This window comes from Lutibacter profundi (assembly GCF_001543325.1).
GTDB classification, from domain to species: Bacteria; Bacteroidota; Bacteroidia; order Flavobacteriales; family Flavobacteriaceae; genus Lutibacter; species Lutibacter profundi.
The window spans coordinates 723,824-738,364 of the sequence record NZ_CP013355.1; the positions used below are offsets into that span (position 1 = coordinate 723,824).

The 14,541-nt window shown below is 31.3% G+C and carries 12 protein-coding genes and 1 pseudogene; 7 read left to right on the top strand and 6 right to left on the bottom strand.

Going from position 1 to position 14,541, the window contains the following annotated elements; genetic code table 11:
- Positions 1 to 44: 44 nt before the first annotated feature.
- The 4 genes from Lupro_RS03170 to Lupro_RS13825 all read right to left on the bottom strand — a co-directional run bounded on the left by Lupro_RS03170 (position 45) and on the right by Lupro_RS13825 (position 3,292).
- Positions 45 to 1,553, bottom strand: coding sequence for a T9SS type A sorting domain-containing protein (locus tag Lupro_RS03170; RefSeq protein ID WP_068206196.1), 1,509 nt, complete (start codon positions 1,551 to 1,553; stop codon positions 45 to 47).
- A gap of 50 nt (positions 1,554 to 1,603) precedes the next feature.
- Complete coding sequence (locus Lupro_RS03175) at positions 1,604 to 1,876, bottom strand: hypothetical protein (RefSeq protein WP_068206197.1); 273 nt, start codon at positions 1,874 to 1,876, stop codon at positions 1,604 to 1,606.
- Positions 1,877 to 2,088: 212 nt separating this feature from the next.
- On the bottom strand, positions 2,089 to 2,844 hold the full coding sequence (locus Lupro_RS03180; protein WP_158499550.1) for an endonuclease/exonuclease/phosphatase family protein: 756 nt from the start codon (positions 2,842 to 2,844) through the stop codon (positions 2,089 to 2,091).
- Between the two features lie 325 nt (positions 2,845 to 3,169).
- Positions 3,170 to 3,292: a lipase family protein gene (locus Lupro_RS13825; protein ID WP_257721002.1), complete on the bottom strand. Its 123-nt coding sequence runs from the start codon at positions 3,290 to 3,292 to the stop codon at positions 3,170 to 3,172.
- A 66-nt stretch (positions 3,293 to 3,358) separates the two neighbouring features.
- On the opposite strand from Lupro_RS13825, the pseudogene Lupro_RS13965 reads away from it, so the two are divergent.
- From Lupro_RS13965 to Lupro_RS03190, 3 genes and pseudogenes are all read left to right on the top strand, one after another.
- Positions 3,359 to 3,562 (top strand): annotated as a pseudogene (locus Lupro_RS13965) (transposase); the annotation flags it as partial.
- A gap of 179 nt (positions 3,563 to 3,741) precedes the next feature.
- A complete protein-coding gene (locus Lupro_RS03185; protein WP_068206201.1) occupies positions 3,742 to 4,305 on the top strand; it encodes a Crp/Fnr family transcriptional regulator in 564 nt (187 codons plus the stop codon).
- A gap of 64 nt (positions 4,306 to 4,369) precedes the next feature.
- Complete coding sequence (locus tag Lupro_RS03190) at positions 4,370 to 5,869, top strand: MFS transporter (protein ID WP_158499551.1); 1,500 nt, start codon at positions 4,370 to 4,372, stop codon at positions 5,867 to 5,869.
- A 13-nt stretch (positions 5,870 to 5,882) separates the two neighbouring features.
- Here Lupro_RS03190 and Lupro_RS03195 read toward each other — a convergent pair whose 3' ends face one another.
- Both Lupro_RS03195 and Lupro_RS03200 read right to left on the bottom strand, forming a co-directional pair.
- Entirely contained in the window at positions 5,883 to 6,665 is a 783-nt protein-coding gene (locus Lupro_RS03195) for a M23 family metallopeptidase (protein ID WP_068206202.1), read from the bottom strand.
- A gap of 184 nt (positions 6,666 to 6,849) precedes the next feature.
- Complete coding sequence (locus Lupro_RS03200; RefSeq protein ID WP_144439104.1) at positions 6,850 to 9,894, bottom strand: ligand-binding sensor domain-containing protein; 3,045 nt, start codon at positions 9,892 to 9,894, stop codon at positions 6,850 to 6,852.
- Positions 9,895 to 10,174: 280 nt separating this feature from the next.
- Between Lupro_RS03200 and Lupro_RS03205 the strand changes: the two genes are divergently transcribed.
- From Lupro_RS03205 to Lupro_RS03220, 4 genes are all read left to right on the top strand, one after another.
- The gene (locus Lupro_RS03205) at positions 10,175 to 11,107 is read left to right on the top strand and encodes an NAD-dependent epimerase/dehydratase family protein (protein ID WP_068206206.1); all 933 of its coding nucleotides are present in this window, start codon (positions 10,175 to 10,177) and stop codon (positions 11,105 to 11,107) included.
- A 45-nt stretch (positions 11,108 to 11,152) separates the two neighbouring features.
- The gene (locus Lupro_RS13100; RefSeq protein WP_082703847.1) at positions 11,153 to 12,028 is read left to right on the top strand and encodes an ester cyclase; all 876 of its coding nucleotides are present in this window, start codon (positions 11,153 to 11,155) and stop codon (positions 12,026 to 12,028) included.
- An 11-nt stretch (positions 12,029 to 12,039) separates the two neighbouring features.
- On the top strand, positions 12,040 to 13,077 hold the full coding sequence (locus Lupro_RS03215; protein WP_068206208.1) for a hypothetical protein: 1,038 nt from the start codon (positions 12,040 to 12,042) through the stop codon (positions 13,075 to 13,077).
- 98 nt (positions 13,078 to 13,175) lie between these two features.
- Positions 13,176 to 14,495 (top strand): MBOAT family O-acyltransferase, encoded by a 1,320-nt coding sequence (locus Lupro_RS03220; protein ID WP_227807473.1) that lies wholly within the window; start codon positions 13,176 to 13,178, stop codon positions 14,493 to 14,495.
- Positions 14,496 to 14,541 lie beyond the last annotated feature (46 nt).

Consider the following 14,541-nt stretch of genomic DNA (forward strand, 5'->3'; position numbering starts at 1 on the left):
ACTTATTTAAACTTTGTGCTACGGTTACCATTGTTGGCAATAGATTACTTAATACTTTTTACTATTTTTTTAACAGTAATTTTATTTTTAGCGTCTATTATTTTAATAAAATAAATGCCTTCTATCAAATTTTGAATATAAACTTCAATTTTATTTGAATTTACATTTAAAATTGTTTGAAGTTGCTGTCCAATTGTATTATATATTCTAATTTCAGTTATTAATTCATTATTTTCTATATAGACTCGATTATTGGCAGGATTTGGAGAAACTATAAGATTCATATTTTTAAAGTCATTAATAGCTAATGAGTTTGCTTTTTTAGCTTCAAAACTAAAAACTTCTAACGTGTTTGCTACATTTCCAAAATCAGATTTAAACATTAATTTATCGCCATTGGGTGAAGGTACAGGCATTGGAGATTTATTGTAAGTTCTGGAACTACTGTAATGATGCCCAAAATGTTCAACCAACCCAGAATTGTCTAATTTAATAGCAATAAGTTGCCCAGAATGTACTTCTTCATCTTGACTAACATAAGCCCAACCAGGTCGATTTAAATTTCTACATGAAACATGCCCTTCTCCAGTAAAATCTGAATGATTTGATAATTCAATTCTTTCCATTCTATTTAAATAATACATATTTAAACTACCCGTTGGCCCCCAAAATTGCACAAAAACTTCATCTCCATCAACAGCATAACCAAAATCGCCATGATTACCATAATCTGCAATTCGTCTTAAAAATTGCATATTGGAAGTACTATAAATCTCTACACCATAATGGCCATTAAAAGGGTTATTTATTGAAGTTGTGTTATGGTTCCACATAATTCCTACATAATTGCCAGATTGTGAAACTGAAATCCAATCGATATAATCTGGAACATTATTCCCATTTCCCCAAGCTCCAGTAAAAGTTTCTGTATTTACTATTTGATTGGTTTGTAAATTAAAAACAATAACATCTAAATTTATACCATTTTTACCTACCAAAGCTACATAGTGGTCATTGTTATCAATATTTCCTTCCCCAGGTCCTAACTTAACTACCTCATACCCTTGTAATTGACATAACGTTTGAAAGCTGTTATTTGAAATAGAGTACGTTTTAATTTCGCCATCTTCTCTAAAACTATACATTATATCTGCATTTGTATTTGACCAATAACTAGGATATAAGTTATTAGGAAGTGTACGAATCATTTGATGTGTGTTTGCATCATAAATAACTACAGAAGAAAATTTATAGATACTTGCATCAGCATTCCAAGGTTGTATTTTTGAGTAATCATGAATGGGGTACCAATCCCAATTTACGTTGTATTCAGTTATTCTTGTTATTGTGATTGGGTCTGGTACTGTGTTATCTATAACGGTATCCAAAAGAGGGGGAAGTGCTGGTGGACTTCCAGTTGGTATTGTTTGATAAGAAGTGTTAATTGGAAATTGCGCCACTGCTATTTTTGAAATAAAAAATAATATTACAAAAATAAATAGTTGTTTTTTTCTTCTTATAAAGAAATGATTTAATAGGTTTTCCTCTTTCATATGTTAAATTGATTAATTTTTAGTTCATCTATTTTTAAAATATCCGATGTTCAATTTATATCAAACAATTTACTATTGCTGTTAGATATTGTTCGCATCACTTTAATTATATCTCCTGAACTTACAGCAGCAGGAGTAATGCTTTGGTAATCAAGTTGTGCTTTTGAAAAAGAATGTGTACCAGAGTAGGATGCATTTGTAGTTTCATTAATTATTTCAATAATATAATTACCCGACCAAGTGCTTGGGTTTTGATAACCGACACTACAAATTTCACCATTTGCATTTATTTTTATTTGGTATTGGTGTGTTTTTAAATCCATCAATTCTAGTAAGTCATCATATCCGTTTGCTCTTGAAAAAGTATTTGTAATAGCAGTGCTTACATAGTTATCATCACATACACTGCTTGTTTATCATTGTCATTATCGCAGGATGTGATTGCAAATAAACTAAATTCGAATAGAAATACAACTTCTTTTAATCTTTTGTTGTTCATTGTTTTTGTTTTTTAATTTTAGTTAAAAGTAGTATTTTATTCAATTGTTATTAGTATTGGAAAATGGTCAGATAAATACATATTATTTGTTCTTCTATCATCAATATTTGCATATTTAAGAATCTTAATATTGTTGGTTAAAATGTAATCAATTCTCTTTTCTGTTATAATTTCCAAATCAAACCCATTAAAAGTTCCAATTGGTCCATAAGGTTTTAATTTACTTTCTTTAAATGAGTCTTTCAACTTTGTTTGAAGAATTTTAATAGGTTCGCTTTCAGGAATATTATTGAAGTCTCCCATAACAATAATTTTATTGCTTTCTATTTTTTTATCTTCAATGATTTGAAGTATTAATTCTGCAGATTTCTTCTGTGATATCTTTCCTATGTGATCAAAATGGCAATTAAATATTTCTAGTCTTTCTTGGGATGCGATGTCTAAAAATTCACCAAATGTTACAATCCTGTTCATAGAGGCATCCCATCCTATTGAAACTGAGTCTGGATTTTCAGAAAGCCAGTATGTTTTGGTTGAAATAAGTTTAATTTTTTCCTTTCTGTAAAAAATAGCAGTATATTCTCCTTTGGATTTTCCATCATCTCTACCTACACCAACATAATCATAATCAACTAATACAGAATCTAGATATTTTACTTGATTTCCCAACCCTTCCTGAATACCTAATACTTCGGGTGAATAATAATTTATCATATCAGTAATTTCCTTTTTTCTATATTTCCACGAATTTTGATTGTCATTGGGATTGTCATATCTTATATTGAATGACATGATAGAAGTTTGCCCTGTAACAATAAATGTTATTATGAACCCAATGAGACTGAAAAAATAAGTGTGTTTTTTTATTTTCATGTTCGTTTAAGATAGGTGGTTTACAAAAGTTAAAGATTAGACTTTATACTAAATTAGTTTCTAACCTTTATTTATTTATTTTTATTTATTTCTTAAATTCGTATTCGTTAAAAAGCCCTAAAAATACGTTTCTATAATACACTTTCCAAATTCCACTACCTAAATTGTTCGTTTAAAGGTAGATTTACTCCTTGGTGTGGACTATCGTGACTAATATACAATTTGGTGTCATGGATTTTACCATTTAACTCCATATGGCGTAACGGCTTACTAAACCACCCATACTCATAGCCAAAATCACATTTTTTTCAGTACTACCAGCAGCAGCTTTTAGGATATTTACCCAACGTATTACTTCTTCTTCCATGTAAGCATTACATTGTATATACTCTGTACCGTCATAACGAACTTGATAATTTGAAGTAATATACTCTATCCATATTCCTCGTGGAAACGAGGAACCAACGAAAATACCAATAGACTCATTAGGTACTTTTTTTCAAAGGAAACTGACTTTAGCAAGGTAACCGAAAAAGAACTAAAGATAGTGTAGGAAAAACTAAATAATCACCAAAGAAAGATACTAAGATATAGAACACCAAATAAAGTTTTTAAAGTAGAATTAATAAAAATTTAAAAAAAGATGGTGATGTAAAGGCGCTGGACTGAAAATAACTCGATAGAGTAGGAAGGGTTACTCTATTTCAATATTGCCGCGTATTAAAACCAAAAATAAACTTGTATATTTGAGTAATGAATAACTAAAATTAATAACGCCTTGTTGCGTTAGAACCTTAAATCCAAGAAACCAAATTAATGAAAGAGTTACTAGAATATCTAAATAGTATTCAACAATTGACTGATAAATCCCAAAAAGCACTTTCTTTAATTTGTACAGAATTAACTGTTAAAAAAAATTCAGACCTTCATCCAATCGGACATACGTGTAGGAATATTTATTTTATTAAAAAAGGGTTACTGTGCATCTATTATTTTAAAGAGGACATTGAAATAATAGAAAGTTTTGAATTTGAAAACTCAATTGTTGCTAGAGCAGACAGTTTATTCAAAACAAAACCTTCTCGTAAAGGAATTAAGGCTATTGAAAATTCAGAATTAATTGCTATTAACTCTTCCAAACTATTCGAATTGTATGATAGATATCCTGAAATTGATAGATTGTTTAGAAAAATATATGAAAATGCTTATGTAGAATTAGTTAACAGAGTTGAAAGTATTCAATTTCATTCAGCAGAAGAAAGGTATCACAATTTATTAAATCAATCTAAACAAACAATTCAAAGAGTACCTTTAAAATTAATAGCTTCTTATTTGGGAATTACTCAGGTGAGTTTGAGTAGAATTAGAGCAAAAAAGTAATTATTTAACATTTGTAAAGTATTTTCTTTTTATTCTTTCAGACCTTTGTAAAAAATCAAAGAATATGAATAATATAACGTTAGGATTGAAAGAAAACTGGAAACAATTTACATTACTGGTTATTGTAAATGCGTTTGTTGGAGGTATGGTTGGTTTGGAACGTTCTATTCTTCCAGAAATAGCCGAGAAAGAATTTGGATTGGTTGTAAAAACAGCAATTCTTTCATTCATTATTGTTTTTGGTATTACCAAAGCAATAACTAATTATTTTACAGGAGCTTTAGCAAATAAATACGGTAGAAAAAACCTATTAATTCTAGGTTGGGTAATTGGAATACCAATTCCTTTTATATTAATGTTTGCTCCAAACTGGAACTGGATAATTGTTGCCAATATTCTATTAGGAATTAATCAAGGTTTAGCTTGGAGTAGCACAGTTGTAATGAAAATTGATTTAGTTGGAGAAAAACAACGTGGCTTTGCAATGGGGCTAAATGAATTTGCAGGTTATTTATCGGTAGCAATTGTAGCCTTTTTAACAGGTTGGATTGCTAGTGAATATGGTTTAAGGCCTTATCCTTTCTATATCGGAATTATTCTAGTTTTATTAGGTTTGATCTTTAGCATATTTTTTATCAAAGACACTAGACATCACGTTGCAAAAGAATCAAAATCCAATACCGTGCCTTTACTAAACAATATTTTTATTGATACAACCTGGAAAAACAAAAACTTAGGTTCTGTTTCTCAAGCGGGACTAATTAATAATCTAAATGATGGAATGGTTTGGGGTATTTTTCCCTTGTTATTAGCCAGTAAAAGTTTTTCAATAGAGCAAATAGGAATAATTACAGCAATATATCCAGCTGTATGGGGAATTGGTCAATTATTCACAGGTAAAATGGCAGATAAATATCCTAAAAAAGAAATGCTGTTTTGGGGAATGCTTCTGCAAGCCATTACACTTTTATTATTTGTTTTTGCGAATAATATGTTGGAATATATAATTCTATCTTCAATTTTAGGTTGGGGAACAGCAATGGTTTACCCTACTTTTTTAGCATCAATAGCCGAAAATACAAACCCGATTGATAGAGCAAAAAGTATTGGCATTTTTAGATTGTGGAGAGATTTAGGCTATGCAATTGGAGCAATAATAACAGGTATAATAGCTGATTTATATAATATAAACAGTTCTATTATATTTATAGGTGTACTTACGTTACTATCTGCAATTATTATCAAAGCTAGAATGCAAACCAACACAAGTTGCATTTCAAAACAAGATGTGCAAAAAAAGAAAAATTATATTATCATTGATGTCAGAACTAAAGAAGAACGAGAAACTGAGCATATACCTAATTCTATTCATATTCCAATCAATGAACTTGAAAACAGAATTAATGAACTACCTAAAGATAAAGTTTATATAACTGCTTGTGGAAAAGGAGGCGGAAGGTCAATTAAAGCATCTGAAATATTGAAACTACATAAATATAATGCACTATGGCTTTGTAAAGGAACATTAGGCTGGATAGAAGAAAAAGCTGTTCGTACTGTATAAAAATAATAAGTATTTATTCTATTCCGAAATTTATTGGATTTCCGAAACCGTAACCAATACTTGAATTCCAATATCCATAGAACCATAAGGTTCCTGTAGATTGTACTGTGTAAACCCCATTGCTTTTCCAAGAATAGAATTCTTCATTTCCTATTTCAGAGTTTCTGTAAAATCTAATTTCAAAATGTAAATGTGCTCCTCCCATAGTTCCTGAATATAAATTTTCAGAAACAAGGTCTCCCTTATTAACATATAATCCATTAAGTTGTATCAATTGGCTTTCGTCTAAATCTAAATCAATATGTGCATAAAGAGTAACTAACTTTCCTATATTGTTATTGTCAGAGTCCTTAATTTCTTTAGTAATTGTTAAATAATGTCTATATTTTGGGCTGTTCCTATAGGTATTAACTATTCCTTCATGAACAGCATAAAGAGTAACATCTAATGGATTGGTTGGATGCAAATCTATTGCTGGATGATGTTGTGATGTGCCTCCTAGACCAATTCCTGTTCCAAACGCTCTGTTTGTTGAATAAGTTATTATGTCTCCATTAGAATTTTGAAAAGGATGTTGGTATTCGTTAAGTCTTGAAAAGTGAATGAATTTATTAATTTCATTTCTCAAATCATTTTTATTAGTATCGTAATAGTCAGGTGTTAAAAAGTCTTGATATATTCCATTTTCATTAATTTCATAAGATATTTGCTCTACAAGGTCAGTTGTGTCCTCTTTTTTACAACTTGATAAAAATATTAATATTATTAAGATTAGATAGAAGGTTATTTGATTCATAATTCTCAGTTTTTTATTTAGACATAAAAATTAATGAATAGTTTAATTACATAGAATAATTTGAATTACCAGTGGCTGTTCCATATTTATGCTAACACCCACAAAAACACAAGTCAACCTAAATTATGAAGGTGAAAATATAAGAAACAAGCTACAAGTCAATCACATAACAATGTGTGTATTTTTAAAAAGCAAAAGGGAGTTTTATAAGAATTGTAAAGCCATTAATAGTATAAAAATTAATTTCAGCATTTATTTTTTCGGCACGCATTTTCATATTTTCTAATCCCATTCCTGTTTTGGAGTCTTTCTTACTTTCGGTACCATTATCTTTAATTTTTAAATAACCCAATCCGCTATTATTTTTAAAACTCACCAAAACTTTGGTCGCATTAGAATGTCGTAAAACATTGGTAATCGCTTCCTTATAAATAAAATACAACTGTTGTTTTACAGCAATAGGTAGTTTTTTATGGTGATTTAAATTTCCTTTATTAATTTTACAAACTATTTCTTTGGGGAGTAACATCTCGTCTGCCAACTCTTCCATACGTTCTATTAAATCTAATATACGTTCCCTCCTATTATCAATACTCCAAACCAAATCACGCATTTTTACGATGGCATCACGACTAATCTTCGAGATTCTTTTTAATTTGAGTCTGTCTTTTTCGTTGGCATTCATTTCTAGCATTTCGGTTTGCATTGCCAAGCCCGAAAGTAAGGAGCCTACATCGTCGTGCAGATCGCTAGAAATTTTGGTTCGTAATTGATTCATTGCTTTTAATTGTTGCAATCGGTAGTTAAAAACGGAATAAATAAATCCAATAATCGCTATAAAAACCAAACCTAAAAACCACCAGGTTTTGTAAAATATTTGGTGAACAGTAAGAGGAAGTGAGAGTACGTTACTACTTTTATTTCCGTTGGAATCAGCACCTCTCACCTTTAAAGTATACTCTCCTGACGGAAGTTTATTGTATCTAATTGATGAAGAATTTCCCTGAAAATACCAACGATCTTCAAAGCCTTCTAACTTGGTGTAATATTGGTTTTTTGAAATATTAAAAAAATTGGGCATTGTCCAACTTACCGTAAAATACTGATCGTAGGGTGAAATATCAATCACTGAAACTTTCTGCTTTTCTAGTTCGTACTTAAAAATCTCGTTGGTTTTACTACTATATTTTGAATAATTAGTAAAACGCATTGCAGGCATAGTTACTTTTTTTAGAATGGGTTTGGGGTTGAACTTTGTAATTCCATTCATTCCTCCAAAATAATAAATACCTTTACTATCCTTAAAAAAAGAAGTATAATTAAACTCATTATGTGTTAAACCATCTTCTACATAAAAATTCTGAAAACTTGTTGCTTTGGTATCAAAAAGCGATAAACCATCATAGGTACTAATCCATAAAAAATCTTCCTGATAAGGTAAAATTCCCACCACGTTATTATCTGACAGTCCTTGTTCTTTATTGAAATTAATTATTCTGTTTTCTGAAGGAATAAAACAATCTAAACCACCTCCATAGGTTCCTATCCATAATTTATTATCATCTTCAAACAGTACTAATATGGTGTTATTGGACAATGCAGGAACCGACTTCGTATTGTATATTGCTTCAATAGTACCCTTTAAATTTATTTTTAAGAGCCCTTTATTTTGTGTGCCAACCCAAACTATATTTTCTTCTTTAGAGGCAAGAAAAAAACGTAATTCTGAAATATTATCTTCCATTTTTAAATTTGGAAAAACCAAACGACTTTCATTACTCTCAGGATTGAAAACAGTAAGTTTTGATAAAGAGTAACCAAATAATAAACTACCATCTTTCAAAGCTATTAAAGGGTTTCCGCTTGTAATATTTAGTCTTGAATTAAATTCAGGAAACATTGTTATTAAGCCATTGTCAAGATTAATTTTTATTAAATTATCATTCACAGAATAGACAGCCGTTGAATCTTTAGTTAAGGTAAAAGATCGTGAAGCTGCTATAGGAGTTGCAGAATTGTTGATAGCAGAGTGCAAAGGGACTTCAAATTCTTTTCCAAGGGCATCCATTCCTACGAGTTTATACTGACTTTCGCACATGGCGATAATGCTACCCTCCTTTGTTTCAAAAATGCCTCTAAAAGTATTTCCCCAGCCTTCTTTTTCGGTTTTAAACAACTGACTGAACAATTGCTTTTTAATTCTAATTTTAAACAAACCATTATCGGTAGCTACCCAAAGCAACTTATTGGAATCTTGAAAAAGTGCATTAATTTTTGAATAATCTAAATGTTTTTTTAGATCTTTAGTAAAATCTTGAACATTACCTTCTGTATCAACTCTATACAAGTATTCCTCAGCTGCAAACCAAAAACTACCTTGATGATCTTCAAGAGCATGGTAAATAGGTAATGGAACATCTAAAAAGTCTTCAAATTTGTTAGTAGTTTTATTAAGTTTTAAAACACCATTTATCTTTTTCCCTTTCGGAAAATAATATTGATTATTTGCTTTATCGAAATAAAATTGTGCATAAAACATCTCCTCTCCGTACCAAATAAAACTAACGAGTTTTCTTTCGCTCAGTTGTTTTCCATCCTCATTATACTTAATAACCCCTTTTAAAATGGTGCCCCAATACATATTATTATTGTTGTCTGAAATAATATGAGTAAATTCTCTGCTCCCTCTTTTTTCTTCTGCAAAAACGGTAAATGCATCTTTCCCATCAAATTTCTGAATGTATTGCTTTGCTTTTCCAGAAGAAGCTTTCCAATAATCATCAGTAACAATCCAAATTTGTTCCTTAACATCTTTATATAAAAAAAGCACACTCCCTTTTACTCCGTTTTTTTCAGAATAAGAAGAAATACTGTCGGTTTCTATATTTAACTTAAAAATTTGCTCACTTGCTACATACCATAGTTCATTTTTGCTTGCTTCAATTTTTATTTGAGCTGTTATTTTATCTTCTTCAATAAAATGAGGGTTGTCTTTATTGCTATTATAGACTTTAAAGTTATAACCATCATACTGGTTTAAACCTTGTTGTGTACCAAACCACATAAATCCCATGGTGTCTTGAGCTATGGAACGTACATCTCTAAAGGTAAGACCATGTTCTGTTGTTAAAGTTTCAATTTGAGGTACATTTTGTGAACTTACCGAAGTATACTTCAGAAGTAAAAACAATACACATAACAAGTATAACGTACAAGAAAATCGTTTCAAAAATGTTGGCTTTTAAGTTGTTGAACGCAATTATTCCAAAGGTACAAAAATCTAAATAGTAGAAATACCACATTAATATGTGGTTGACAAGCCCTTAATTTCCTTCTATTTTAGCTTAAAATTATTTTATCTGAAATGGCAATGTAAAAAATAATAACCCTATTTATAGTTTATCAGACGAAGCTTAATACTCCCCAATTTTTTTTAATAGAATTAACCTTCATTACAAAAAGGTTGTAATGATTCATTTATAAATTGAGTATTAATTAATTAAATTTTTATGAAAAAAATAGGCATTATAGGAGGCTCCGGATTTATAGGAAGCCACATCACAAAAAAGTTTTTGAAAGAAGGACATCAAGTAAAAGTATCTTCTACCAATATTAACAAAGAAGAAAAATACCAGCATTTATGGAAGTTTCCTAACACAGATAAACTTCAAATACAACAACTAGATGTTGCCAACAAAGAACAGCTAACCGATTTTGTTAGTGATTGCGAAATCGTTATTCACGGAGGCACTCCTTTTATATTAGATTTTAAAGACCCACAAACCGAATTATTTGATCCCACCATCAAAGGAACCGAGAATTTTTTGGAAGTGATTAGCGAAACTCCTAATGTAAAAAAGGTGGTTTTTATAGCTTCGGTTGCTGCGTATAACACAAATTTTCCAATGCCCGCAGGAGGTAAATATCCTAACAATCAGTTTGACGAAAACGATACACCTTTTATGAGTAAAGAAAGTCATCCCTATGCACAAGCAAAATTTATTGCCAATCAAACGGTTTCAAAATTTATTGACGACAATCCAAATACTCATTTCGAGATTACTTCTGTTTCGCCCGTAGCGGTGATGGGAAAATCACTTTCCAATCGAGAGGATTCTACCTCAACAGGTTTGCAGTTTTTGTTTAAAAATAAGATAGCACCCAATCCTTTTGTGCAAATGCTGTATGATACCAATGCCGAATTTGCCATGGTCGATGTAAAAGATGTTGCCTTGGGAATTTACAAATTGGCAACCATAACTGGACTTCACGGAAAAAATTATTTACTAACAAGTGAGACCTATCCAGTTTCAGATATTTCATTAATGCTGAACCATAAAAACCCAATTAACAAAGCGAAAATTATTTATCAAAATCAATTGGCTAAACAAGAATTGGGAATGGAATTTCAAACAATTCAGAGTTCTTTAAATGAATATTAAAAAGGAATTAAAAATATATTTAAACAACTAATAAAACCAAAAACCATGAAAAAATTAACATTAGTATTTAGTATCGCAATTGCAATCATATTCAGCTCTTGCGCAGACCAACAAACTAAAAAAGACATCGAATTATACACCCATACTTGGGATGAAATTTTTAATAACAGAAATCTAGAATATTATAATGAAGACAATTTCGATAAAAATATAACACTCATTATGGAACCTGAAAATGTAGTGGGCATTGAAGCCGTTAAAGAGTATTACAACAACTTTCTTGATGGATTTTCTGACATAGAATTTACAATGAAAAAAGTATTTGGACAAAACAATAACCTTGTAAAACACTGGAATTTTAAGGGAACGCATACGGGTGATTTCTTTGGAATTCCTGCCACCGGAAACAAAGTAGATTTAGATGGTACAACGATTATAAAAATGAAAAACGGAAAGATTGCTCAAGAACAAGATTTCTTTGACAATATGGCGTTTATGTCACAACTTGGTTTGGTTTCAGACCCTAATAATTTAGCTGTAATACAAGAACTTTATAATAATTTTGGGAAAGGTGATGTTCCTGCGGTATTGGCTGTTTTAGATGCCAATGTAGTTTGGAACGAAGCTGAAGGCAATGCTTGGGCAGATGGAAATCCGTACAAAGGTCCAGAAGCTGTACTCAATGGTGTTTTTGCACGTGTTGGTGCTGAATACGACTATTTTAAAACTGTAGATCTTCAACTACATGAAATGTCTAACAATCAAATATTAGCCACTTTACGTTACCAAGCTAAATTAAAGAAAAATGGAGCGATGCTCGATGCACAAGCTGCTCACTTTTGGACGCTTAAAGATGGAAAAGTAATTGCATTTCAACAATATGTGGATACGAAGCAACTAAATGATGCTAGCAATAAATAAACACACCAACTATGGAACTTAAAAAAACACTAATCGCTACTATTATTTTAAGTATTATAGCAATTACCACTTGGGAATTATATTGGCGTTCGCAAGGATTACACCCAACTCTAAGCGACGAAAAAGCCTTATGGGCAAAAGAAAGAGCTAAACTTGAAAATGCTACTAAAAACGATATTGTTTTAATTGGCGCCTCTAGAACCTATTTTGATATTCAGAAAAAAGTATGGGAAAAAGAAACAGGAATCAAAGCAATTCAATTATCCTCAACAGGTTCTACTCCACTTCCTGCTTTTCGTGATATTGTTGAAAACACCAACTATAACGGAACACTAATCGTTGGAATAACTCCTGCTGTGTTTTTTTCAACCACCTATCCAAAAGCACCGCCTTGGCATAGAATACAATCGAAAGTAGATTATTATTTTGATATGACGTATGCACAAAAGGCAAATTACTTTTTATCAGTTCCGCTTCAAGAAAATTTAGTATTGATGTCTGCTGATGAAGAAGAATGGGCAGACGACATTGATTTAAAATCACTTTTAAGACGTGTTGATTTAGGAAAAAGAACTGAAAAAATAAAAATGCCTCCATTCTACAATTTTGGAGATGTTTCTTTAGATAGAAATATAGCGATGTCTAAAAGAGCGGCGACAGATACCGCTTTTGCTAATTCTATAATTCGAGTGTGGCATTTCTTCGGAAGAACGTCTCCTCCACCCGATAAAGATACGGCCACCGCCTTTTTTATGAAGGATGTTGAAAAATTTATTGCCCGTGGTGGAAATTTAATTTTAATACGACCTCCTTCTAGCGGAGGAACCAGAATGGCTGAAAACAAGTTTTTTTCAAGAGAACGGTTTTGGGATTCGTTGGTAGGTTTGACAAAAGTTAAGAGTTATCATTTTGAAGATTACACACAACTAAAAAATCTTACTTGCCCAGAAGAATCCCATTTAAGTAAAGAAGATGCGGATTATTTTACCAAAGAATTGGCAGGAATTTTAATGCAAAAAAAGGCAATTACTAATATTAAAACCAATTAATTATGTTATTTAACTCACTAAGTTTTATCGTATTTTTTGTAGTGGTTTTAATTTTCTACTATTCAAATTTTTTAAATTGGAAATCTAAAAAAGGCCTTTTGCTTTTAGCAAGTTATATTTTCTACGGAATGTGGAATCCACCCTTAGTGATACTCCTTTGGATCTCTACGATGATTGACTGGACCGCTGGTAAAAAATTGGCGGTTGAAGAAAACCAACGCAAAAAAAAAATGTGGCTATACCTTAGTATGGCAGTGAATCTTGGATTTTTAGGTTTCTTTAAATATGGAGATTTCTTATTAGAGAATTTCACGCTATTTATGAATTCGGTTGGGGTAGAATACCAAGCAAGACCTATGGATATTATTCTACCAATGGGAATTTCTTTCTATACCTTTCAGACGATGTCCTACACCATCGATATGTACCATAAGAAAATAGAAAGAGCCAGAACCTTTTTAGATTTTGCATTGTATGTAACCTTCTTTCCGCAGTTAGTTGCCGGACCCATTGTAAGAGCAAAAGATTTAATCACTCAGTTTTACGAACCCAAAAAAGCAACCATCAAACAATTTATTTGGGGACTATTCTTACTTACTTTAGGATTATTTCAGAAAGTAGTATTGGCAGACACACTGTTATCCAATACAGCAGATACCGTTTTTAAACCCGGACAAGTTTTAAACTTCTGGGATGCTTGGAGCGGAACTTTAGCGTTTTCGGGGCAAATATTTTTCGACTTCGCAGGCTATTCTACCTGTGCTATTGGTATTGCCTTGATGTTAGGTATTATACTTCCAGACAACTTTAGATATCCCTATGCTTCTTTAGGCTTTTCAGATTTATGGAGTCGTTGGCACATCTCCTTATCCAGTTGGTTGCGTGATTATTTATACATTCCATTAGGAGGCAACCGCCACGGAATTACCAGAATGTATGCTGCCTTAATGATTACGATGTTGTTGGGAGGACTATGGCACGGAGCCGCTTGGACTTTTATGGTTTGGGGAGGATTACACGGAACGTATCTGATTTTAGAAAAACTTCAGAAAAAATATTTACCTTTTAAAATCACCCCTTGGAACGGAATGTTTCTGGCATTTATAACCTTTACCTGCGTTAATTTTACTTGGGTGTTTTTTAGAGCCAGAGAATTTGATACGGCTTGGAATATGATACAATCCATGTTATTTCTTAACCCTGAAGGAATCAAAGTACTAGAATCTTTCGACATTATTAAAGTAATGGTATTAATAGGTATTATGTTTGTTACCCATTGGATGATGCGAAACACTTCTGTAAAAGAAGTGGCAACAAAAGTATCTCCTTGGGTTTTAGGAGTTGTTTGGACAATGCTATTTTTCTTAATTGTAATATCTCAAGGTAATGGAGAGCAATTTATTTATTTTCAGTTTTAAATCCCCTTAACAATAGGAATCTCATAAACAAAACCTTAAAGAGAAT